The sequence below is a fragment of the Rhodovulum sp. 12E13 genome, assembly GCF_003340565.1.
Lineage (GTDB): Bacteria > Pseudomonadota > Alphaproteobacteria > Rhodobacterales > Rhodobacteraceae > HLUCCA09.
On record NZ_QPLK01000028.1, the window covers coordinates 1 to 21,288 of the forward strand.

Here is a 21,288-nt window from a genome sequence, read left to right on the forward strand (position 1 = left end):
GCCCACGCGCACCGTCAACAGGCGTCGCGCCGCTCGGGAGGGTCTGCACAACCCTCGACCGGTCCTCACGACCGGCCCACGACCGCCAAATCCGCCGCTCAGACGCATTCGGTGAATACTGCGGGTTGAGGCCAGGGCCCCTTGCGTCGGCTCCCGCGCTGACCTTGAACGGTCCGCGGGCTTACCTGATCCGCTCTTCGGTTTCGGCGTCGAAGATGTAGGCGTTCGCGGGATCGAAGGTCACGCCGACCTTCGAGCCATGCGGCACCGGATCGTCTTCGTGGGCCTCGACGATGATCCGGTCGCCGTTCTCGGCGAACAGATAGACGTAAGATACCCCGCCGAGAGATTCCGTCAGGTCAACCCGGTGACTGTCACCGCCTTCAGCGACTTTCAGATGGCTCGGGCGCAGCCCGACCGTCACCTTCGTGCCGGCCGCCGGAAGGGCGACCTGCATCTCCACGATCTGATCGCCGAGGCCGGGCACCCGGACGCCGTTGTGCTCGACCGTGCCCTCAAAGAAGTTCATCGAGGGTGAGCCGATGAAACCCGCGACGAACCTGTTGTCCGGGTCCCGGTAGAGTTCGAGCGGCGCCCCGACCTGCTCGATCCGGCCGGCGCGGAGCACGACGATCTTGTCGGCCAGCGTCATCGCCTCGACCTGGTCATGGGTGACGTAGATCATCGTCGCGCCGATCTCGTTGTGCAGCCGCGCGATCTCGACCCGCATCTCCACCCGCAGCTCGGCATCGAGATTCGAAAGCGGCTCGTCGAACAGGAAGACCTCGGGGCCGCGCACGATGGCACGGCCGATGGCGACGCGCTGCCGCTGGCCGCCCGACAGCGCCGCGGGCTTGCGCTCGAGGTACTCGTCGAGCTTGAGGATCCGCGATGCCTCGTTGACCTTTTCCCTGATCTTCGCGGGCGGGTGCCCATTCATCCGGAGGCCGAAGCCCATGTTCTGCTCGACGGTCATGTGCGGATAGAGCGCGTAGGTCTGGAAGACCATGGCCACGCCCCGTTCTGCCGGGTCGAGGCGCGTGACATCGCGCACACCGATATGGATCTGGCCGGCCGTCGTCTCTTCCAGCCCGGCGACCATGCGTAGGAGCGTCGATTTTCCGCAGCCCGAGGGTCCCACGAAAACGCAGAACTCGCCGTCCTCGATCTCGAGGTCGACGCCATGGATCACCTGAGCGTCGCCGTAGCGTTTTATGACTTTGTCGAGCGTGACGCCGGTCATTTCCTGATCCCTCCAATCTCGGGGTCCGGGGTGGGCTGCATCAGCGCCCCGATCGCATTGATTTCGTGCGGCTCGTATGGCCGTCCGTCCTCGTAAAGGACATCGTGGAACCAGACGGACGGTGCGACACGGCCCCCATGCGCCTCGACCAGTTGGCTGGGCCATGGAAGATGGGTCTGGCTGCGTCCGCGGACGAGGCCCCACTGGAAGCACCCGACGCCCCGTTCGTGGAACATGTGAAGTTGGTCCTCGATGCGGCTGTCGACGGTGCGGGCCATCCACTCGGTGCAGAGCATCGGCCGGTCCAGCACGGAGAGGTAATCTATGAAGCGCGCCACCCGGTCGGCACGCCAGTAGGCATGGAAGGTGACGATGTCGGAGTGCCGGAGCGCGCTGCGGTCGATCTCTGTCTGGTAGGGGTTCACGTGGTCCACGTCGTCGGGGACGGGCGTGTTCCAGGCGCCCACGGTAATCGGCTGTTCAGGAACCTCTTCGCGCATCCAGCCGAACGCCGCCTCCATTAGGGCGAGCGCATGGGGCTCCAGATCGCCCTCGAATTGCGAGAAGCCTTCCGGACCGAACTGCATCCGGTTGCCGGGCTCGTTGTAGACGTCCCAGAAGAGGATGCGCCGGTCGTCCCGGAAGGCGCGCGTGACGTCGCGCACGTACCGTTCGAAGCCGGGCCAGCGACCGCGATCCATCACCGCGCGCCGTCCCGGGCTGGCGACCGCGCGGCTGTTGTGGACCCCGGGCAGCGGGTCAGGCTGTGGCCCGTAGACGGGCTCCTCGCCACCGAAACCGCAGTCGTCGAACAGGCAGGGCACGACGCCGATGCCAAGGCGTGCCGCCACCCCCGTGATCCAGTCGAGCCGCTCGATCAGGCCGTCGCGGTCGTGCTGCCAAACAAGGAAGTGCGGATTGAAGCGCACGGCGTTGTAGCCGATCTCGGCCGCCCAGCCGAGCTCACGCTCTATTGTCGGACGGTCGAAGCTGTCGCCATGCCACATCTCGAGGAAGTTCACCGCCGAAGACGGCAGGAAGTTGAAGCCGCAGACCCATCTCCGGGCCGCCCACCATGCGTTCGCGTCGGCTTCGCTCCAGCGATCCATGTGATGTGTCCTCAGGGGCTGGTTACGGTGTCAGACGGGGCGGCCCCGGGGTGCCGGAATGTGGCAGAGCCCGGGGCCGCCGGGGGAGGATCAGCGGTCAAGCAGGTCCTGAACCTCGATCTCGGCATCCGCCAGCGCGTCCCCGACCGGCTTGCCGGTCAGCCAGATCGCCTGAAGCTCGCGATTCAGGACATCCTGGATGGCGCCGTAACGCTCCGAAGGCGGCGTGTCGCGGGCGATCCGGGCGGTGCCGGTGTATTCGTCCCGGTGCGGCAGGTTGTTGTACTCGTCGCTTTCCAACACCGAGGTCCGCACCGCCATGTGGCCGGTGCGCGCCCAGTCGACATTGTGGTCGTTGATGAAGGCGAGCACCTTCAGCGCGGCCATGTACTTGTCCTCGTCGGATTTCAGCGGCGAGGGGATCGCCCACATGTGGGTGTCGGCCCAGGTCGCGCCCTGCTCGAAGAGGGTAGGGAAATCCGCGACGTAGTAGTTGTCGAGCCCGACCTCTTCCTTGGCGGCCTCGGCGCTGTAGAAGTCCACCACCCATGTGCCGTTGACCAGCACCGCGGCCTCGCCGTTCAGGAAGGATTGCTGGCTGTCGGCGTAGTTGAGCTGCGGATCGGCCAGCCCGGCATCGAAGAGCTGGGTGATCGCCGTCACCGCGTTGCGCGCGGCCCCGTTGTCGATGGTGGCGGTGCCGTCCTCGGAAAAGATGTTGGCGTCCTGCTGCCACATCAGCGCCAGTACCAGCCGCACCCCGATTGGGAACTGCGCAAAGTCGGCGGCAAGGTAGTTGTGCCCGGTCGCGTCCTTGACCATCTGGGCGTGTTCCAGAAGCTCTTCGGGCGAAGATGGAAGGACAGGCGCGCCGTCGTCGACCAGCCCGGCCTCTGCCATGATATCCATGTTCACGTGCCAGAGGTTTGCGTGCAGGTCCATCGGAACCCCGTAGATGCCGCCCTCGTAGGTCACCGCGTCGCGTGCGCTTGCCGTCCAGTCTGACGGGTCGATACCGACGCTTTCCAGATCGCCGGAGATCTCGGCGAGCGCGCCGAGCCCGGCGAATTCCGGCACCCGGTGGCGATGCATCACGTGGACGTCGGGCGGCGTGCCACCCGCATAGGCCGCCTTGATCTGGTCGTAGTAGTTGCCCCAGTCGGTCGGCAGCGTGTTGATGCTGACGCCCTCGATCTCCGCATCGGCGGCGTTGATGATCGACTGGATGATGCAGGCCTCGCCGACGCTGGCCTTGGTGTCCATTCCGGCATCCTCGCAGGCGCCGAAGAAACGGCCGAGCGTCACTTCCTGCGCCGTCGCTCCGGTGACGACGGTCGCGGCGACCGCGGCCCCTATCAGTATGGTCTTCATGGGTTTCCTCCCGTTCTGCATGTCAGGTCAATGGGGCAGACGCGGCGCATCAGCCCTTGCTTCCGCCGACGGTCATGGCCTGCACCACGTACCGCTGGAAGATCAGGAAAAGCAGCACGACCGGGAGCGAGGCGATGACGCCCGAGGCCATGACCCGGCCAAGCCCTTCCGATTGCGCGAAGTTGGATTGGATGCTGGCGAGCCCCAGCGTGATGGTGAAGTACTCGCGCTGCTGCGCCGAGACGAGCGGCCAGAGATAGTCATTCCAGGCATAAAGGAAGGTCAGGATCGCCAGCGTCATCATCGCCGGCCGCGCCAGCGGCAGCATGACGTACCAGAAGATCTTCAGCCAGCCGACGCCGTCGAGCCGCGCGGCCTCCTCGATGTCCTTCGGAATCGCCTTGAAGAACTGCATCATGAGGAAGACGCCGATGGGCACGGCCATGCGCGGCAGGATCAGCGCGTGGTAGCTGTTGTGCCAGCCGAAGTCGGCGAACATCGTGTATAGAGGGATGAAGACCGCCTGCTCCGGCACCATCAGCCCGATAAGGCAGATCGTGGCGATCGTCGCCTTGAACGGAAAGTCAAGCCGCGCCAGCGCGTAACCGGCGGTGGTCGACACCGCGAGCACGCCGAGCGTCATGCCGAGCGAGACGATCACCGAGTTCAGGAACCACCACGGTGTCTGCCCGAAGGAAAAGAGCGCGCCGTAGTTCTCAGCGGTGAACGGGATCGGGATCAGCCCGAGCGCCGTGGTCGAGGTGGTCCGCGCCAGAACGTCGTTCGGCTGGAACGAGAGCGAGACCATCCATATCGTGGGAACGAGCCAGATGAAGGCGGGAATGGAAAGCGCCAAGACGAGCCAGTAGTAACCGCGGTTCATCGCATCACTCCTTTTCTCGGCCGACAAGGAACTGGAGGACCGAGAAGCCGCCCATGATGACGAAGAGGAACACCGCCATCGCCGAGGCGCGACCAAGCTCGCTGTCGCGGAAACCGGTCTGGTAGATGTACCGGACGAGGACCTGCGTGGTGTCGTTGGGCCCGCCTTGCGTCATCAGGTGCGACTGGCCGAAGACCTGGAAATGCAGGATGATCTGCAGGATGACCACCAGCGTGATGGTGCGCTTCAGGTTCGGCAGCGTGATGTGCCAGAAGGCTCTTGCCCCTGTTGCATTGTCGAGCGCCGCCGCCTCGTAGAGATCCTTCGAGATGTCCTGCAGCCCCGCGAGGAACAGGATCATCGCGATCCCGAGCGACCACCAGATCGTCGCAATCACGATCGCCGTCATGGCGAACTGTTCGTCGGTCAGCCAGTTGATCGGCGTCCCGCCGAACGCCTCCGTGATGTTCGCGATCAGACCCTGACGCGGTGAAAACATGATCTGCCAGATCAGCGTGACAACCGTGACCGACAGCACCTGGCTGAGGAAGAACAGCGTCCGCAGTACCGACATCGCGCGGGTCTCGCGGTTCATCGCCGCCGCAAGGATGAGCGCGGTGAGCGTTACGCCCGGCACTGTCAGCCCGACGAAGAGAACGGTATTGCCGACCGTGGGCCAGAAACGGCGATCATACCAGCGTCCGTCCTCTCCGGGGTGAAAGCCGGGCAACAGGAAAAGCAGCGCCGAGCCGGTTGCGAGGGCGACCGCCGTGGCCCGGCTGATCCGCCCGCGATATCGCAGAACTGCGGCGGCGACCATGCCGAGCAGCCCGACCCCCTGCAGGAGCGGGCTCGCGAAGGCCGCCCACTCGATGTTACGCCCCCACATCACGCGCTCGTAGTTGCGCAGGCCGACGAATTCCTTCGCGTCCGGGTTGAAGGCGACGGCCAGCAGGTTCCAGTCATGTAGGCTGATCCAGAATCCGCGGAAGAACGGGTAGACGAGGAAGAGCGCGTATACCGCCAGAAAGGGCAGAAGAAGCAGGAAGGCGGCCTGCGACTGGCTCAGGTAGGACTTGCGGCCCGCGCGCGCCGCGCCGGCATCCGGGTCGGTGTTCGCCATGTCTCCTCCCTGGAAGCGGCATTGATTTTTTCTTGATTCCGCTTGTGGTAATATTTTTAGCAATATTTATTAGCCGGCGCAAGATGGTCGTTCGAGGCGCAAGACCCCATGTCCAGCAGGCAGGATGGCGGATCCGGACACGTGACGATGAAAGACGTGGCGCTCAGGGCGGGTGTCTCGCAGTCCACCGTGTCGTTCGTTCTCAACGGCCTCGAGGAGATGCGCATCAGCGCCGAAACCCGAAAACGCGTCTTCGATGCCGCGAAGGAACTGGGGTACCGGCCACGCGCAGCCGGACGACCTCCGAAATCGGCCGCGTCGCGCGTCATCGGTGTGATGCTCGACGAGATCGCCACCAGCCCCTTCGCCTCGATCTCGCTGGACGCCGTTCAGGAAGAGGCATGGAAACAGGACATGCTGACCGAGATCGTCGTCACGCGGGGCGACCGGTCCTACGAAACGGCCGTACTGCGCAAATGGGCCTCCGATCGTATCGACGGGGTGATCTATGGCTCGATCCTGACGCGGCGGGTCTCCCCGCCCGACGCCCTCGCGCGGCACGAGGCCGTTCTGCTGAACTGCTACGACGAGAACGGCCGCTTTCCCTCGGTCGTACCCGCCGAAAGGCGCGGCGGCGAGGCGGCGACGGATGCCCTTGTCGCCGAAGGGCATCGCAGAATCGCCTTCATCACGGGTGAACCCTGGATGGAAGCCTCGGCCCAGCGGATGGAAGGCTACGAACGCGCTTTGGAACGGGCGGGCATCGCCTTCGATCCATCGCTTGTCGTGGAAGGAAACTTCCTGCCCAGCGGGGGCCGCGAGGCGACCCTGCGCCTCATGTCGGGGCCCTTCCGGCCGGACGCGATCTTCTGCGCCAACGACCTGACGGCGGTGGGCTGCTACGAGGCGCTCAAGGAGTTGGGCGAACGGATCGGCGAGACCATCGCCGTGATGGGCTATGATGACCAGGAGATCGCTCAGCACCTTTCGCCGGGGCTCTCGACCGTGCTGCTCCCGCACCGGGAAATGGGCGCCTGGTGCGTCAGGCGACTGACGAAAGCCGGAGGGCAAGACCTCGGGCAGGAACGGTTGGAATGCCCGGTCATCCTGCGCGGGTCGCACCGGGGATCGAGCGGCGACGGCAAGAGCCGCGGGGATGCAGGGTCCGGCCGGTCGATGCCGCACGCCCCCGAGCCGCGGGATGGCGGAAGATGACGATTGCGCCTGACTGGATCGCGCTCGACTGGGGCACCACGCATCTGCGCGCATGGTTCATGAACCGCAGGGGAGAGATCATCGCGAAACGCGAGTCGGGCGATGGCATGTCGGGCCTGACCAAGGACGGGTTTGAGCGTGCGCTGCTGCGGCTCATCAGAGACGTGCTGCCCGACACCCATCCGGTCGACGTCATCTGCTGCGGCATGGCCGGCGCCCGGCAGGGTTGGATCGAGGTCCCCTATCTGTCCGTTCCCTGCTGCCCGCCGGGTCTGGATCGGGCGATCCGGGCGCCGACCGGCCACCCGCACCTCTCGGTCCATATCCTGCCCGGCGTGTCTCAGGCCACCCCGCCAGACGTAATGCGGGGCGAGGAAACGCAGATCGCGGGCGTTCTGGCGGCCGACCCCGGGTTCGACGGCGTGATCTGCCTGCCGGGCACACATTGCAAGTGGGCCGAGATCAGCGGCGGCAGGATCGTCAGCTTCCGCACCTTCATGACGGGCGAGGTTTTCGGTCTGCTGGCGGAACAGTCGATCCTTCGTCACAGCGTTGGCGCGACCGACGCCCATCCCGCGGCCTTCGCCGAAGCCGTGTCCGAGGGCATGAGCCACCCGGCCGAGTTCACGGCCCGGCTTTTCCGCCTCCGGGCGTCCTCTCTTCTGGGCGCGCAGGACCCGGCGACCGCGCGCGCGCGCCTCTCGGGTCTTCTCATCGGCATGGAACTCGCCGCGGCTCGCCGCTTCTGGCTGGGCCGGCAGGTCGTGATCGTCGGTGAGACAAGGCTCGCGGAAAGATACGCACAGGCCCTTGCGACGCTGGGTGTCGCGACCGCGCAACTCGACCCGGACAAGGTCACGCCGGCCGGCCTGGCCAGGGCGCGCATGGGCGGGAGCGGCACGGCATGAATTGCGAGATCATCGCGATTCTGCGCGGGATTCGTGCGCAGGAGTGCGAGGAGATCGCCGCCGTGCTTCTTCAGGAGGGCATAGACCGGATCGAGGTTCCGCTGAACTCTCCGGACCCGTTCGAAAGCATCGGCCGGCTGCAGGCCGCCTTCGGCGACCGTGCCCTGATCGGCGCCGGCACGGTTCTTGAGCCGGCCGAGGTGGAAAAGCTGGCCGCGATTGGCGCGCAGCTTGTCGTGTCGCCGGACTTCAATGCCGAGGTTGTCGCAACCACCAAGGCGGCGGGGATGCTGTCCTACCCCGGCGTCTTTACCGCGACGGAATGCTTTGCCGCACTGCGCGCCGGCGCCGACGCGCTGAAGCTCTTTCCGGCCCAGATCCTCGGCCCCCACGGCCTCTCTGCGCTGCGCGCCGTCCTGCCTCCGCAGGCCCGCCTTCTCGCCGTCGGCGGCGTCGGTGGCGGGAACTTCGCAGACTGGCGCAATGCCGGTGCCGACGGATTCGGCATCGGCTCCGCCCTCTACCAGCCGGGCGACAGCGCCGAAGAGGTCCGGACCAAGGCGCGCCGGCTGGCGTCGCAGATGGCAGCTTTGTCCTAGGTTCCAGTGCGAGCCAGGCGCGACTTACCGAAATGGTGGATCAACCGGTGCTCAGCGCCAGTCGCATGGGGGGTGTTCGGCCCGGGCCGAACACCGGCGACCATCCAAGTGGCTGCGAGGCTGCTCATCGACCCGAGTACGCGCCGACGACGCTACCACGGGATGCCGGCCAAGGCCGCACCGGCGGTCACGACCCCGATCAGCGCCGCGCTGATCTGAAGCGCGGCCGAGCGGGCGGGAATTCGCGATACCTGTCGCTCCACGCGCGGTTTCTCCCGTTTCAGTTTCGGGCTGCATCAGGCTATGTTCGCCCAGTGGAGTTTTCGTTCAAGCATCTGAAATTCTTGTGGAAAGGTTTGGCATGGTCTTTCGCCATGAGGTCTGACGCGGGCGCCTGCTTCTCCGGGTCGGAAACACCCCTGCCCGAGCGCTGCACCGCAGGTGCGTTCCCGGCGCCGCCATGCAGGCGCTGATCGAGGTCATCCTGCCGGTCTTCCTCGTGATCGGCTTCGGCTACGTGGTGCGCTGGCGAGGGCTCTTCAGCGACGCCTCCGTCGATGCGCTGATGCGCTTCACCCAGAACTTCGCGATCCCCTGCCTTCTCTTCACCGCGATCTCGACGCTCGACCTCGGCCGGACCTTCGACTGGCGGCTGCTCGTCAGTTTCTATACCGGCGCCACGGCGGGCTTCCTCGCCGGACTCTTCGGGGCACGGTTCCTGTTCCGCCGTCCGTGGGAGGACAGCGTGGCCATCGGCTTCGCCTGCCTGTTCTCAAATTCCCTCCTCCTCGGCCTGCCGATCACCGAGCGGGCCTACGGGACGGAGGCGCTGGGGCCGAACTACGCCATTGTCGCGATCCACGCGCCGTTCTGCTACATCCTAGGCATCTCGGTGATGGAGGCGGTGCGCGCCCGCGGCGCCGGAGTCCTGCGCGCGGGGGCAAGATCCTGAAGTCCGTCCTCCGCAACGCGCTGGTGATCGGCATCGGCCTCGGCTTCGTCGTGAACCTCGGCGGCGTCCCGGTGCCGGGCGTGCTGTCGGAGGCGCTGGACATGATGGTCCGCGCCGCCCTGCCCGCCGCGCTCTTCGGGCTCGGCGGCGTCCTCTACCGCTACCGGCCAGAGGGCGACATGGCGACCATCGGCTTCGTCTGCGGCGTCTCGCTCCTGCTCCACCCCGCCGTGGTCTGGGTGATGGGCGGCGCGCTCGGCCTCTCGACTGGGCAGTTCCGCTCCGCCGTGCTGACGGGCGCCATGGCGCCGGGCGTCAACACCTACATCTTCGCCAATCTCTACGGCGTGGCGAAGCGCGTTGCGGCCTCTGCCGTGCTGATCGCCACCGCGCTCTCGATCCTGACCGTCTGGGTCTGGCTGGCGCTCCTCCCCTGAACAGGCCGGCGAGACCGCCCGTCAGGGCGGGAGAGCCGCCTCAGCCGGGGGTCATCCCCCGCAGCCGTTCCGACCGCCGCCGCAGGATCTCCACGGTCGCCAGAAGAAAGATCGAGATGGTGAGGAGGATCGTCGCGACGGCGAGGTAGTGTCAAAGATCTTTCGCACTTTTGATCACGCGACGACGGCTCCGTGGGTTTGATCCGCGAATAGCGGGGTCATGTTCATGTACTTGCGGGTGGACCATTGGGTCCCGGCGATGTGGCGCAGGCGTGCCGCTGCTAGGTTGAGGTAGGACTTCCCGTCGGGGAATGCTCCGACAACGCGCGTCCGGCGACGGATTTCCCGCATGATCCGTTCGAGCGAGTTGTTGGTTCTGAGCTTCAGCCAGTGGCTGTCCGGGAACCCGTAGAAGGTCAGGGTCTCATGTCCGCTCTCTTCGAGCAGCTCGGCGACCCTCGTCAGCTTCATGGCGCGCAGATCGGCGATGATGGCCGCCATCTTCTCGGCCGCGGCCTAGCGGCTTTCCTGCGCATGGATCGCCTTCAGCATCTTTGCGATATCCCGGACCTTGCCTGCGGGCACCAGGCTGAAGACGTTGCGGTAGAAATGGACCACGCAGCGTTGCCACTGCGCCTCGGGCAGGATCTCGGCCGCGCTCTCCACCAAACCGCGGCACGCGTCCGAGACGATCAGCTGCACGCCCGAGAGCCCGCGATCGGCCAGGTGGCGCAGGAACAGCGACCAGCCGGACTTGTCCTCCTTGGGCCCTTCGAGGATGCCCAGGATCTCGCGATAGCCGTCCGTGGTCACGCCGATGGCCACAAGGAGCGAGACATTGCGCACCTCGCCTGCCCATGACCGCTTCATGACGATGCCGTCGAGGAAGACATACGGGTGCTCCCCTTCGATCGGCCGGTGTCGCCATTCGTCGATCTTGGCTTAGATCTTCTTGTTGAGGTTCGACACGGTCCCGGGGCTGACACGCGTGCCACAGAGCTCCTCGGTGATGTCCTCGACGCGGCGCACCGAGATCCCGGCGAGATACATCTCGATCAGCGCCTCCTCGACGCTGCTCTCCCGGCGTTGGTACCGCTCGATGATTGCTGTCTCGAAGGTCTGGCGGCGCAGCTTCGGTATCTTCGGCTTCACCGGGCCGGCCTTGGTGTCCAGTGACCGTTCATAGCTGCCAGCGCGTGTGTCCTTGCGCCCCTCGCTACGCTCATAGCGGCCTGCACCGCACAGACGGTCGGCTTCAGCGTGTGTATCGGCGCCGAAACTTGGCCCCATTGCGCGGATTTCCAAGCCATTGAAGTCAAACAACTTTCAGCGCCGCGACCGGGATCAACATCGGCGCCGATCATGACCCCACCTTATCTACAGAAAACGGCGTGATTACAGAGTGTTGGAACCCAAAAAGGGGAGGGTCATGTTTCCATTCCGATACACAGCCCTCCATCCCGCGCTTGGATTATCATTTGAAATCATGTGCTTACTGAGTTGATAAGCCTCCGCGTCGGAGCGAACGTGGATCCACAAGGACGATGCAACTCACCCGGAGCCACGACGATGACCAATCGCCTGAACCCGATCACCACCCCGCGCCACGGACTCCGCGCCGAGAAGGCGCGCCGGAACAAGGAGGCGGCCCTGAACGCCTTCATCGGCAAGAAAGCCGAGATAGACGAGATGCTCGCCCGGCTGCAGGCGCTCAGCGACGACCACTTCAACGCCCACCCGACGAAGTAAACTGGGCCGACGTCGGCACCCTCGAACACTACGCCAGCCTCCTGAAGCGCGTCACCGACAGCGCCTTCTGCGAAGGCGAGCACGCCGACTGATCTCCGGCCCAGTCGGAACTCCCGCCGCGCGCCCTGCGCGGTGAGCCCGAACCGTGGCCCCAGTGGGGCCGCGTAAGTCGGGCGAACGGGTCGTAGAAGGCGCCGCATGTCGCGGGCCCGAATACGGAGACCCCAGATGACCAAGCTTTCCGACACCCAGCTCGTGATCCTCAGCGCCGCCGCACAGCGCGAGGACCGCAACGTCCTACCGCTTCCCGGCTCGCTCCGCGGCGGTGCCGCCGCAAAAGTGGTCGGCGCGCTGCTGAAGCGCGGGCTGATCGCCGAGACCACGACCGACAGCCGGGCCCAGGCCGACGCCGCGCTCAACCGCATCTGGCGCAATGACGAGGGCGGCAACGCCATCCTCCTGCACATCACGGACGCGGGCCTCGCCGCCATCGGCATCGAGCCGGAGAGCGGCGACAGCGCGCCCACGGGCGCCGACGAAGCGCCGAGTGCGGAGGCCCCGAAGGACGCCCCCGCCGAGCCCGACCCCGCGCCCAAGGCGCGCACACCGCGCGCGGGCACCAAGCAGGCGAAGCTGATCGAGATGCTCCGCGCCGAGGGCGGCGCGACCATCGACGAGATCGTCGCCGAAACGGGCTGGCAACCGCACACGGTCCGAGGCGCCTTCGCCGGCGCGCTCAAGAAGAAGCTCGGGCTCGAAGTTACCTCCGAGAAGGTCGAGGGCCGCGGCCGGGTCTACAGCTTGCCGCGCGACTGACGCTCGCGCCCCTGCGCCCTTACGGATGCCGTCGTCCCACATGGGGCGTCGGCGTCTCGAATGGGCATTTCAACGGATTACAGACTGCGCGAGTTCTCGTGCCGCTCCGCTTCTCACGTCCAGCACGCGCACACGGTAACGCGTCATCGGCGTGCACCCGGTGTCGATCTGCATCCGGGGTTGACGGGAATCAGGTCCGGATGCACATTCTAACAGTGTTAGATAAATGGAACGGCACTAAAGGGGCACCCTGATGCACCCGGACCGACGCGACCGGCGGCGCTTTGAGACCCGCGAAGAGATCAAGGACACCGCCCGCGCGCTGCTGGCCGAACAGGGTGCGGCGGGGTTGTCGCTGCGCGCCATCGCGAAGCGGATGGGCATGACCGCGCCGGGGCTCTACCACTACTTCGGCAGCATCAACGACCTGATCACGGCCCTCATCCTCGACGCCTTCACTCAGCTCGCAGAGGCGGTCGAGAAAGCGGATGCGGACGTCGCCTCACGCGGCGGGGCGGAGAGACTGGCAGCCGTCGCCCATGCGTGGCGGCGGTGGGCCATCGATCATCCGATCGACTTCCAGCTCCTCTACGGGAACCCGATCCCCACCTACGAACAGCCCACCGACACGACCTATCCCGCCGCACGACGCAGCTTCATCGTCACCGCGACCATCTTCGCGCAGGCGATCGAGCGCGGCGAGATCGACCTGCCGGAGGAGTATCGGCGCCTGCCCCCGGAGATCGAGCGCGCGCTCGACGCGCTGACCGGGGTGGAAGGCCACGACCTTCCGCACCACGCGCTCTATCTGGCCGCGATTTCCTGGGCGCGGCTGCACGGGCACATCATGCTCGAGCTCTTTCACCTCATCCAGCCGGTCATCGGGGATGTCGACGCGCTCTTCGCCCACGAGGTTGACGCACTCATCCGCCAGGTCGGCCTCACACCAACCGAGTAGGAGGACAGCCATGAAAATCCATGCCATCGAGACAGGACGCGTCCGCGTCACCGAGCGCTGGCGGGAGGGTGAAGGCGACGGAATGCGCCGCCTTCTGAACGCGTGGTTCGACAAGGCGATGACCGACTGGTTGCCGGTCCATGTCTGGGTGATCGAACACCCCGAGGGGCTGATCGTCGTCGATACCGGCATTCCGGCGGATGCCAACAAGCCGCGCTACTTCCCGCCCTTCATGCCGCTCATCCAGCGGGCGGCCGTCTTCGACATCGCGCCGGAGGAGGAGATCGGCCCGCAGATGCGGGCACGCGGCCTCGAACCGGAAGATGTGCGCTGGGTGGTCATGACGCATCTGCATCAGGACCATGATGGCGGGCTGCATCATTTCCCGAACGCCGAGGTCCTCGTCTCGCGGGAGGAATGGGACTTCGCGACCGGGCTCAAGGGCCGCATGAACGGCTACCTCAACCAGCGCTGGCCGCGCGGCTTCGCGCCCACGCCCGTCGATTTCGAGGACGGCCCGCTCGCGCCCTTCCCGCGCCATGCAAGCCTGACCCGTGCGGGCGACGTGACGCTCGTGCCGACGCCGGGCCATTCGCCCGGCCACCTCTCCGTGCTTCTGGAGGAGGGCGAGACCACCATCATGTTCGCCGGCGACACCTCCTATACCGAGGACCACCTCGTCCGGATGGTGGCCGACGGCATCGGCACCGACCTCGAGGCCGAGATCGAGACGCACCGCCGCATCCTCGCCCATGCCGCGAAGCGTCCGACAGTCTACCTGCCCAGCCACGATCCCGACTCCGCCAGGCGCCTGGCCGAACGGGTCACCCTCGAGCCGCACGGCACGGCGCCCGCCAACCCCGAACTCCTGGGAGAGGTGGCATGAGGTTCGAGAACGAGATCGACCTGTCGGTGGCGAGGGACGACGTCTTCGCCTTCGTCGCCGACCAGCGCAACATTCCGCTGTGGAATTACTACGTCGTGGACGTAGGGCAGGAGCGCGGCGACGGCCCTGCGGTAGGAGCGCGCTACTTCCAGCGGCGGAAGACCGACAGCCATCATACCGCGATCACCGGGATGGACCCCGGAGAGAGCCTGACGGTCGAGACCGTGGACGGCGCGCCGGTCTTTCGCCGACACATCGAGTTCCGGCCGACCCGGCGTGGCACCCGCATGATCGACTCCTGGGACCTCGCAACCGGATACCCGGCGGCGCTGGAGCTCTTCGCTGTCCGCCGGATCAGACGGGCCGTCGCGGCGAACCTGGAAAAGCTGAAGCACTTGCTCGAGGACGGCGCGGTTGAGCTCCAGGACGGCCGCCGCGTCTCGGTCGGCAGCTGAGCTGTTATCGGGGCGTTCCCGACTGATCCGGAGGGCCACTTCTTGCCCACCACCCGAAAGCGGTCTTTCGCAATATTCATGTCAACCGCCCTTCCGCAGGTGAGTCAGTTCTCCCGGTCTATGGGCAATGGATCAGGGCCGATCACGATCTGCGCACCCGTATCGCCTCAAAGAGCCGCCGCAGGGCGAACGTCCTCGCCGACGAGGCAGGGCACCGTCCAGCCGAACTCGGCCATGCTGGCGGCGATCTTCGCGACCTGGTCGGCCCCGTGCTGCTTCGCATTGCGGGCATAGGGCTGGAGCCTGGCCAGCGGCCACATCTCGATCCGCTCCGGGGCGAAGGCGAGTGTCATGCGTGTTCCTGTCGATGGCGTTGTCGCCGCAGGGCTGGACTCCCCACGGGTGGACTCCGCGGTGGAGTCCGCCGGCTTCCGGCTGGATTCCGGCATCCGCGAGGTATCCACCCCGGGCGGCCGGTCAGGTGTTTGATTTCAAGCGGTTTTCAGGCGGCTCGGGTGGACTCTGGACCCCGGGTGGCTTCCCAAAAAATCGGCCCTGTCGCTGGCGATATTTCGCGCTGCGCCCTCCCGAACACGGAATGGCCCAGAAGGAACCAAAAATTTCAAAGGGTTGGCGGATGGACCCCGTCTGGACCCCGGTGCGGAGTCCGGGGTCCATTAGGGAATCCGGTCACCGCTCCCGCGCGTCGGGCTCGCTTTGCCTTGGCCCGTACAACTTTTCACCCAGCTGTCGGACCAGTTCCCGCTCTGGCCAGCTGAGACGCTCGTCGTCGATGGAGATGGCCAGCACGCCATGGTCACGCCAGCCGTTCCGTTTCACGCGGTCCGGGTCTCGGCGCTCGCCACCATAGCCCGGAGGATGCCAGCGCATGGTCTTCATGATGCGCCCCCTTCCGCGTCCTTTTCTGACTTACGCAATCCGGCGGGATCATCTCCCGGCGGCGTGGCCCACTCGCGAGGTGAGCCGTCGCCTTCCTCTTTTTCAGCAAATGCGTCGGCGAGGTGTGCGGCACGGCGAAGGCCGAGGCGCCGGCCATGCTCGCGACGTGCCTCGCTCACCGGGCCGGCCCAAGGGTTCTTGCCCATCCGGAACGGCCAGCTCGGACAGTCCACGGCCGTGCAGAGCCGCACCTCCCGCGCCGAGCCGTTGCAGCAATCGAGGCATTTCAGCCGCAGGGCGCGCAGGGGCGAGACCCGGGCGTGGCCGATTTGCTCCAGGCCCTCCATCGACATGGTGCGGGGATCGCGGCCGACGTCGTAGCCGTCTTGGCGTTCGAGACCGATATGGCGATGCTGGCTCATGCCCGCCCCTCCTGCCGTTCCCGTTCCATGGCCGCGCGCGCCTGCTGGGCCCGGCGACGGTCGCGATCATTGTCGAGGTCGATCCGGCTCTCGCCCGTCTCGCGACCGATATGGGTGCCCTTGCCATGGCGCGCCCAGGCGATGAAGGCGTTGCCGATCCGGCCGTGGAGCGCGATCAGGGAGCTCTGGTTGGCCACCCCGATGAGAGGCGCAAGGTAACGAGAGAGGAAGGGCAGCCAGTCGGCCGGGTTCGGGACGATGACATGCTCGACGAAGGAGAGCGGCGTGTCGATCATGACGAAGACACCGTGGATCTCGCTCGGCCAGAACCGGATCTCGAGCGCGCCGCCCAGCATGCCATCCTCGGTCAGCAGCGTGTGCTCGCAGTCGAGGACGCGGTCGAAGGCCCGGTGGAAATCGACATGCTCGGTCTCGCTCAGCCGCTCGGCCTCGCGGTACCAGTCGGGCAACTCGGTATCGTGGAAGCGGCCAGCGTCGTAGAGGCGCAATCTGTCGTAACTCATGCCTCGGTCTCCTCTTCTGGTTGGAGTTGATGGGGGCGCCGCAGGGGCGCTGGCTTCGCGGCCTCCAGCCGGGCGGACAGCGCGTCGATGGCAGCGCGGCGCGCGGCGAGCACGGCCTGCATGCTGGTGGTCAGGCGGGATGCGAGTGCGTCGAGGCGCGCGGCCTCGGCGGCGCCGGGGGCGTCGCTATCGGCGCCCGCGATGGACTGCATCTCGAAGCTGGCAAGCGGCCCGAGGCGGTTGGTGAGCCAGGCTTCCGGGTCGGGGATGCGGGAGAGATCGACGCGGGCGGTGCGGGCGCGATGGCCGGGACCCTCCGGGCGATAGGTCACCTCCGCCGAGGATGGGGACATTCTGCTATTATAGAGGTCTCTATAATAGTCATTTGTCCCCTTCCTCTGGCCGTCCTTCTTCGCGGCTTCGCGGGTCGGCCAGAGCTCCGGAAAGCAGGCCGCCATGTCGGCGGCGTTCTCGAGCACGATGCCCGAGAGCGCCATCAGGTCGCGCCGGGTCGGGCGGAGATCGGACCACGGCACCAGGGCGTCGACGGTGACGGGCAGGACCACATCGGTGAGCAGGTCGATCTCGAGCGGCGTGGCGGCGGTGCGGTTGACGCCGCGCCCGCGGCCCATGGCCTGGATCAGCTCGCCCTCGCAGATGCTCCAGCGCACGGCCTCGGCGATTGCGTCGGCGTGTGCCTCCATCGCGAGCGGCGCGCTCCGGTCGCCAACTAGCCGGACACGGCGTTCGACCATCGGATACCACCAGCCCGCATCCTCCGGGTTCGGCGTGGGCAACCGGCCGGTCAGCGCCATGGTGATCAGTTCGACCGTCCGCGGTGCAGGCAGCGTGCGGCCCAATACGATCATGCCGCCGATCCCGCCCCAGCGGTCGAGCCCGCTCAGCGCGTTGAAATGCACCGCCTCGACGCGCGGCGGCAGCCCCGCGGACCTGAGCGCATCGATGGCGGCCTTCTGTCCGACGACGAGCATATCGATTGCCTGTCCGGGGCGATGGCACTGGCGGGCCCGGAGCTCGATCCAGGCGCGGAGATCGCGCAGACGGCTCTCGGCGGCCTTGCGGTCCCGCTCGGGCGCATCGGCCGAGGGCGTCAGGGCACGGGCCGAGGTCGGGCTGCCGGTGACCTGGCGGACGCGGACATGCGGCTGGCGCGCGGCGACGTGCCTACCGACATCGATCCGCGGCAGGTAGGTCTGGACGAGTTCCGGGCGGAGCGTCGCGTCGAGATGTAGGATCGGCGCCTGGGCCGCCCAGCCTTTCCTCATGGTGCTGCGCCAGCGCAGGCGGAGCGCGCGGACGGAGCCTGCCTCGGTCATCTCGTGGACGAGTTCCGCGCCGGCCGCGTCGTGGCCGTTCTCCAGCGCCTCGGCGAGGATCAGCCAGAGCGTGGCGCAACGCCCGGGCGGGGCCCATGGCTCGCCCGCTTGCGGCAGGACCGCCTCGACGCGCTTGCGCCGCTCGACCGGCGACATGCCGGGGCGGAGACCCGCGTCGCGCATGCGGCGGCGCTCCAGCGTCGCGGCATGGCGGCAGTCCTCCGGCGTGAGACCGACGGCCTCCAGCAGGCCGAGACGCAGCGGACCGGGCTCCGTGACCCGAAGCGCCTTGCAGAGCCGCTCCCGCGCGGCGATCAGGTCGGCCGTGGCGCCGACGTCCATCTTTCCCTTGCCATTGTAGCAGGTGAGCGAGGTCCGGCCGGGCTCCAGCCCGTCCTGCGTGAGCGTCGCCTTGCCGTCGAGACCGCGCAGGCCCGACTGCCAGAAGCCCTCGTCGATGACGAGGAGCCCGACCTCGCCGATGGCCTGCGGCTTCATGTGGAAGAGGCTGTCATGGGCGCAGACGATGACCTGCGCCGCCTGCGCCAGCGGCTTCTGGCGCTGGTAGCCGCAGTCGTGGAACCAGGGGCAGAGCAGCAGCTCCGCCCCGTTCTTGACCTTGCAACAGCTCTGTTCGACCGGATGCTCGATCTCGAGCGCGTCGAAGGTGGCCTCCGTGTCGAGGCACATGAGCCGGTCGGGATTGTCGTCGGTGGGATCGGGTGCGGTGCGGCCCTTCCAGAGCATGGCGCTGAGACCCAATGCCTCGAAAGCCGCGACCTGCTCCGCGCCGAGATCGTGCCGCGGGACCGCATAGACGACCTTGCGCGAGCCGAGCCCGCCCGCGGCGATCAGCTCGGCGATGGCGGTGCGCGCGCTCGAGGTCTTTCCGAGGCCGACATCAACCGGCAGGCCGAGGAGCGGCGGCAGCGCCGCGCGCGCCACGATGTTGAAATCCAGCGGGTCGCGGTCCGCGTCGGCGGTCTTCGCCTCCTCCTGCGCCGCCTCGACCGCGGCCCAGTAGTCCGGAATGGCGGCCATGAAGCCGGCGATCGCCTTGGAAAGGCTGGCACGGGCCTCCTCGGCCGTGAGCACCGGTGCGGGATAGGTGGGCGGTGGCGGCGGGATCCGGGCCGCGCCGGCGACGAGCGCGGCGACGGCGTCCGGACCGTCGGCACAGAACACGTCGTTGGCGTCGCCAGTGCTGTCCGGCACGGCAAGACGGCCGTCGACCGCGAGCGCGACCTTGCGGGCGGCCTCGACGCCGGGATTGGTGTCGCGATCGGGCTTCGTGTCATTGTCGGCGACGAGGACGAGATCGGCGTCTGGGAACCGGGTCCGCAGCGCCTGTGCGACGGTCATCAGGTTGCCCGCGTCCATCGCCGCGACGACCATGTGGCCGGTCGCCATGTGCAGGCTCGCACCGGTGGCCCAGCCCTCGCAGATCAGGACCGGGCCTGCGGGCTCATCGAGGGGCGCAGCGTCCTCACCCACCACAGCGAAGTGGCCCTTCTTCGCGCCACCAGCCAGGAAGCGCTTGGCCCCGTCCGGCGCGATGAACTCCACGCTGCGGATCCGGCCGTCGATGTCCTGCAGCGGCACGACGAGGCGGCGGCCCGCGTCCATGCGCAGGGCGAGAGGCGCGGCCTGCTTGGCGACGAGATAGGGATGATCGTCCGGGGCGGGACGGGCGCTGGTCCAGATGCGGGCAGCGCGCTCGGCCGCCTCGTCCGCCCGGTTCGGCGCGGACGCGGCATCGTCATCGGGGTTGCTCTCGGGCGACGCCGTGGCCGGTGCCGTTGGCGGCTCGCCCGGATCGTTCGCGGGCATGGCCTGTCGGGTGGGACGCTGACGGGCTGGGCGGCGACGCACGCCCATGCCAATCCTGTCGGCGATCCAGTCGTTCGCGTCGTCCCTGGCGATCCCGAGATCGCGGCCGACGAGGTCGGAGAACCAGCCGCCCCGGCCTTCCTCGTGGTCGTACCACATACCCGCCCGGGGACCGCTTATGATGATCGACAGGCTGCCCTTGCGGCCCCAGCGCCATTCCTGGCCGGTGCGGAAGGTCGGTTTGCCCAGCAGCTCCACCGCCAGCTCCGGCACCCGAGTGCGCAGCTCGGCATCGAAGGCCCGCCAGTCCCGCCCGCTCATCGCCGCGCCCGGTCGGCAGGCATCCGCGCGCCGAGCGGTCGAGAGACCGAGCGGGAGGGGCACAGGGGATGAGGACGGCAGGTGGGCACGGATGTTCGCGGGTGGTTCGTGAGCGATGTTGCTCCCGGTTTTGCCGCGTTGCCGAGGACCCTCGCGACGTCGGAACGGCTCCGCCCGGCCGCACGCCGCCAAGTCGGAAAGGGTGGAGCCCTTCCGTCAAGCTATTGAAATAACGTCAAATAAAGGGTGGATCCCAAGGGGCAGTCGTGCCATTGACGCGGCCCGTGCGAAGCGGCGGCCCGCCAGCGGGTGGACCCCATTGCGGAGCAACTCAGGTGAACGGTTCACCCCTTCCGGCGGGGTGGCTGCACCGTTCCCTTTGGAAACGGTGCACGGGCGGCACTGGCGCGCGACGACCAAGGTGCGTTCTTGAGCACGAGAACTGTTGTGGTCGCCATCAATGCTCGGGGGGTGCGATGCGCATGGCTCGAGGCACGCGCCCTTCGTGAATGGCCCGATCCTCGGGCGTGCCGAACACCGCGATCTGCTGCGCCCGTTCCTCGGGTGTCGGCAATGGCCGCTTCGTCTCCTCGAGCCGCCGGACGCTGTCCTGCGTGCGCTTGAGCCGGTCGAGCGACCGTTCCAGGCGCGCTTCCGCGGCGCGGCGCAGGGCGGAGCGCGTGGGTTCTTCGCCGCGCTCCAGCTGCGCATCCAGCGTGCGCCGGACGAGGCCGGGATCGGCAACCTCGGCGTCCCTGATCCGACGGGCGTCGTGGATGGCTTTGCGAGAAAGACCGATCTCCGCGGCGGTGGACGGCCGGGTGTTCTCGTCCGGCGCCATGCGACCGTCGGGCGGCATTTCAACGTTCCCGTCGGAAACCTTGAAATTCCGACCACCGCCATGTCCGGCGATGCCACCGCGTGCCGGCGCCGCGTCGTATTCATCGGCCTGGCGGTGCCTGGCGACCGTTTCGCTTCCCAGCGCGTTGGCCTGTGGGCGAGAAACCCGTGCGGTCGCACGTCCCGGTTTCCGAGGCGCGCCCACCCCTATCGGAGAGCGTGCGGGTGTTGAAGCCAGGAACAGCCCCCGTTGACCGGCCCGGGCGACCGGGCGGGACGCACATCGTTGGAGGCGCCAACGATGTCGTGTGGGCGTACGATGCCCGCGCGGCACCGGAGCGAATGGGCAAATGTTCGGAGAAGGTGGTCATCTTACTGGACCGACCGATCCATTGGTGCTTGTACGGCGC

General features: G+C 67.3%; 17 protein-coding genes and 5 pseudogenes. 9 read left to right on the forward strand and 13 right to left on the reverse strand.

The genetic code is table 11. The features are described 5' to 3' along the window. Positions 1–181: 181 nt before the first annotated feature. The 5 genes from DLJ49_RS17810 to DLJ49_RS17830 all read right to left on the reverse strand — a co-directional run bounded on the left by DLJ49_RS17810 (position 182) and on the right by DLJ49_RS17830 (position 5,729). The gene (locus tag DLJ49_RS17810) at positions 182–1,243 is read right to left on the reverse strand and encodes an ABC transporter ATP-binding protein (RefSeq protein WP_115394900.1); all 1,062 of its coding nucleotides are present in this window, start codon (positions 1,241–1,243) and stop codon (positions 182–184) included. Beyond that, positions 1,240–2,352 carry a glycoside hydrolase 5 family protein gene (locus tag DLJ49_RS17815; protein WP_115394901.1) on the reverse strand — a complete coding sequence of 371 codons (1,113 nt, stop codon included), beginning with the start codon at positions 2,350–2,352 and terminating at the stop codon, positions 1,240–1,242. The genes DLJ49_RS17810 and DLJ49_RS17815 overlap by 4 nt, the downstream gene beginning before the upstream one ends. A 90-nt stretch (positions 2,353–2,442) precedes the next feature. Next, the gene (locus DLJ49_RS17820) at positions 2,443–3,723 is read right to left on the reverse strand and encodes an extracellular solute-binding protein (RefSeq protein ID WP_115394902.1); all 1,281 of its coding nucleotides are present in this window, start codon (positions 3,721–3,723) and stop codon (positions 2,443–2,445) included. A gap of 49 nt (positions 3,724–3,772) precedes the next feature. After that, positions 3,773–4,606: a carbohydrate ABC transporter permease gene (locus DLJ49_RS17825; protein ID WP_115394903.1), complete on the reverse strand. Its 834-nt coding sequence runs from the start codon at positions 4,604–4,606 to the stop codon at positions 3,773–3,775. Between the two features lie 4 nt (positions 4,607–4,610). Next, positions 4,611–5,729, reverse strand: a complete 1,119-nt coding sequence (locus tag DLJ49_RS17830; protein ID WP_199533415.1) for a carbohydrate ABC transporter permease — start codon at positions 5,727–5,729, stop codon at positions 4,611–4,613. A gap of 147 nt (positions 5,730–5,876) precedes the next feature. Between DLJ49_RS17830 and DLJ49_RS17835 the strand changes: the two genes are divergently transcribed. From DLJ49_RS17835 to DLJ49_RS17850, 4 genes and pseudogenes are all read left to right on the forward strand, one after another. Continuing rightward, a complete protein-coding gene (locus DLJ49_RS17835; RefSeq protein WP_233489209.1) occupies positions 5,877–6,944 on the forward strand; it encodes a LacI family DNA-binding transcriptional regulator in 1,068 nt (355 codons plus the stop codon). After that, positions 6,941–7,852, forward strand: coding sequence for a 2-dehydro-3-deoxygalactonokinase (locus DLJ49_RS17840; RefSeq protein WP_115394905.1), 912 nt, complete (start codon positions 6,941–6,943; stop codon positions 7,850–7,852). Before DLJ49_RS17835 ends, DLJ49_RS17840 begins: the two co-directional genes overlap by 4 nt. Then, positions 7,849–8,451: a 2-dehydro-3-deoxy-6-phosphogalactonate aldolase gene (locus DLJ49_RS17845; RefSeq protein WP_115394906.1), complete on the forward strand. Its 603-nt coding sequence runs from the start codon at positions 7,849–7,851 to the stop codon at positions 8,449–8,451. The genes DLJ49_RS17840 and DLJ49_RS17845 overlap by 4 nt, the downstream gene beginning before the upstream one ends. A 460-nt stretch (positions 8,452–8,911) precedes the next feature. Further along, positions 8,912–9,840: pseudogene (locus DLJ49_RS17850) on the forward strand (AEC family transporter). Positions 9,841–9,880: 40 nt separating this feature from the next. Here the strand turns inward: DLJ49_RS17850 and DLJ49_RS22540 are convergent. Then, a pseudogene (locus tag DLJ49_RS22540) lies at positions 9,881–9,985 on the reverse strand (ABC transporter permease); the annotation flags it as partial. Positions 9,986–10,014: 29 nt separating this feature from the next. Beyond that, positions 10,015–11,130: pseudogene (locus DLJ49_RS22545) on the reverse strand (IS256 family transposase). A 279-nt stretch (positions 11,131–11,409) separates the two neighbouring features. Here DLJ49_RS22545 and DLJ49_RS17865 point away from each other — a divergent pair. The 5 genes and pseudogenes from DLJ49_RS17865 (at position 11,410) to DLJ49_RS17885 (ending at position 14,704) form a co-directional block, all read left to right on the forward strand. Continuing rightward, positions 11,410–11,681: pseudogene (locus DLJ49_RS17865) on the forward strand (hypothetical protein). Between the two features lie 136 nt (positions 11,682–11,817). Beyond that, positions 11,818–12,405, forward strand: coding sequence for a DUF3489 domain-containing protein (locus tag DLJ49_RS17870; protein WP_115394907.1), 588 nt, complete (start codon positions 11,818–11,820; stop codon positions 12,403–12,405). A 253-nt stretch (positions 12,406–12,658) separates the two neighbouring features. Continuing rightward, entirely contained in the window at positions 12,659–13,363 is a 705-nt protein-coding gene (locus DLJ49_RS17875; RefSeq protein ID WP_115394908.1) for a TetR/AcrR family transcriptional regulator, read from the forward strand. Between the two features lie 10 nt (positions 13,364–13,373). After that, on the forward strand, positions 13,374–14,249 hold the full coding sequence (locus tag DLJ49_RS17880; protein WP_158547504.1) for an N-acyl homoserine lactonase family protein: 876 nt from the start codon (positions 13,374–13,376) through the stop codon (positions 14,247–14,249). After that, the gene (locus DLJ49_RS17885) at positions 14,246–14,704 is read left to right on the forward strand and encodes an SRPBCC family protein (RefSeq protein ID WP_115394909.1); all 459 of its coding nucleotides are present in this window, start codon (positions 14,246–14,248) and stop codon (positions 14,702–14,704) included. Before DLJ49_RS17880 ends, DLJ49_RS17885 begins: the two co-directional genes overlap by 4 nt. 191 nt (positions 14,705–14,895) lie before the next feature. On the opposite strand, the pseudogene DLJ49_RS17890 reads toward DLJ49_RS17885, so the two are convergent. From DLJ49_RS17890 to DLJ49_RS17915, 6 genes and pseudogenes are all read right to left on the reverse strand, one after another. After that, positions 14,896–15,057, reverse strand: a pseudogene (locus DLJ49_RS17890) (DNA methylase); the annotation flags it as partial. Between the two features lie 337 nt (positions 15,058–15,394). After that, positions 15,395–15,595, reverse strand: coding sequence for a hypothetical protein (locus DLJ49_RS17895; protein WP_115394921.1), 201 nt, complete (start codon positions 15,593–15,595; stop codon positions 15,395–15,397). Between the two features lie 5 nt (positions 15,596–15,600). Continuing rightward, on the reverse strand, positions 15,601–16,026 hold the full coding sequence (locus DLJ49_RS17900; protein WP_199533418.1) for a hypothetical protein: 426 nt from the start codon (positions 16,024–16,026) through the stop codon (positions 15,601–15,603). Further along, complete coding sequence (locus tag DLJ49_RS17905; RefSeq protein WP_115394910.1) at positions 16,023–16,550, reverse strand: hypothetical protein; 528 nt, start codon at positions 16,548–16,550, stop codon at positions 16,023–16,025. The genes DLJ49_RS17900 and DLJ49_RS17905 overlap by 4 nt, the downstream gene beginning before the upstream one ends. Continuing rightward, positions 16,547–20,038, reverse strand: a complete 3,492-nt coding sequence (locus DLJ49_RS17910; RefSeq protein WP_115394911.1) for a toprim domain-containing protein — start codon at positions 20,036–20,038, stop codon at positions 16,547–16,549. Before DLJ49_RS17910 ends, DLJ49_RS17905 begins: the two co-directional genes overlap by 4 nt. 457 nt (positions 20,039–20,495) lie before the next feature. Then, positions 20,496–20,879: a hypothetical protein gene (locus tag DLJ49_RS17915; protein ID WP_147277338.1), complete on the reverse strand. Its 384-nt coding sequence runs from the start codon at positions 20,877–20,879 to the stop codon at positions 20,496–20,498. Between the last annotated feature and the right edge of the window lie 409 nt (positions 20,880–21,288).

Excerpts from the sequence above, each read along its gene's own strand:
- DLJ49_RS17830 (WP_199533415.1), bottom strand. The coding sequence starts at position 5,729 with ATGGCGAACACCGACCCGGATGCCGGCGCGGCGCGCGCGGGCCGCAAG.
- DLJ49_RS17845 (WP_115394906.1), top strand. The coding sequence starts at position 7,849 with ATGAATTGCGAGATCATCGCGATTCTGCGCGGGATTCGTGCGCAGGAG.
- DLJ49_RS17815 (WP_115394901.1), bottom strand. The coding sequence starts at position 2,352 with ATGGATCGCTGGAGCGAAGCCGACGCGAACGCATGGTGGGCGGCCCGG.
- DLJ49_RS17870 (WP_115394907.1), top strand. The coding sequence starts at position 11,818 with ATGACCAAGCTTTCCGACACCCAGCTCGTGATCCTCAGCGCCGCCGCA.
- DLJ49_RS17835 (WP_233489209.1), top strand. The coding sequence starts at position 5,877 with ATGAAAGACGTGGCGCTCAGGGCGGGTGTCTCGCAGTCCACCGTGTCG.
- DLJ49_RS17915 (WP_147277338.1), bottom strand. The coding sequence starts at position 20,879 with ATGGCGCCGGACGAGAACACCCGGCCGTCCACCGCCGCGGAGATCGGT.
- DLJ49_RS17840 (WP_115394905.1), top strand. The coding sequence starts at position 6,941 with ATGACGATTGCGCCTGACTGGATCGCGCTCGACTGGGGCACCACGCAT.
- DLJ49_RS17895 (WP_115394921.1), bottom strand. The coding sequence starts at position 15,595 with ATGCGCTGGCATCCTCCGGGCTATGGTGGCGAGCGCCGAGACCCGGAC.
- DLJ49_RS17885 (WP_115394909.1), top strand. The coding sequence starts at position 14,246 with ATGAGGTTCGAGAACGAGATCGACCTGTCGGTGGCGAGGGACGACGTC.
- DLJ49_RS17880 (WP_158547504.1), top strand. The coding sequence starts at position 13,374 with ATGAAAATCCATGCCATCGAGACAGGACGCGTCCGCGTCACCGAGCGC.
- DLJ49_RS17820 (WP_115394902.1), bottom strand. The coding sequence starts at position 3,723 with ATGAAGACCATACTGATAGGGGCCGCGGTCGCCGCGACCGTCGTCACC.
- DLJ49_RS17910 (WP_115394911.1), bottom strand. The coding sequence starts at position 20,038 with ATGAGCGGGCGGGACTGGCGGGCCTTCGATGCCGAGCTGCGCACTCGG.
- DLJ49_RS17875 (WP_115394908.1), top strand. The coding sequence starts at position 12,659 with ATGCACCCGGACCGACGCGACCGGCGGCGCTTTGAGACCCGCGAAGAG.
- DLJ49_RS17825 (WP_115394903.1), bottom strand. The coding sequence starts at position 4,606 with ATGAACCGCGGTTACTACTGGCTCGTCTTGGCGCTTTCCATTCCCGCC.
- DLJ49_RS17905 (WP_115394910.1), bottom strand. The coding sequence starts at position 16,550 with ATGAGTTACGACAGATTGCGCCTCTACGACGCTGGCCGCTTCCACGAT.
- DLJ49_RS17900 (WP_199533418.1), bottom strand. The coding sequence starts at position 16,026 with ATGAGCCAGCATCGCCATATCGGTCTCGAACGCCAAGACGGCTACGAC.
- DLJ49_RS17810 (WP_115394900.1), bottom strand. The coding sequence starts at position 1,243 with ATGACCGGCGTCACGCTCGACAAAGTCATAAAACGCTACGGCGACGCT.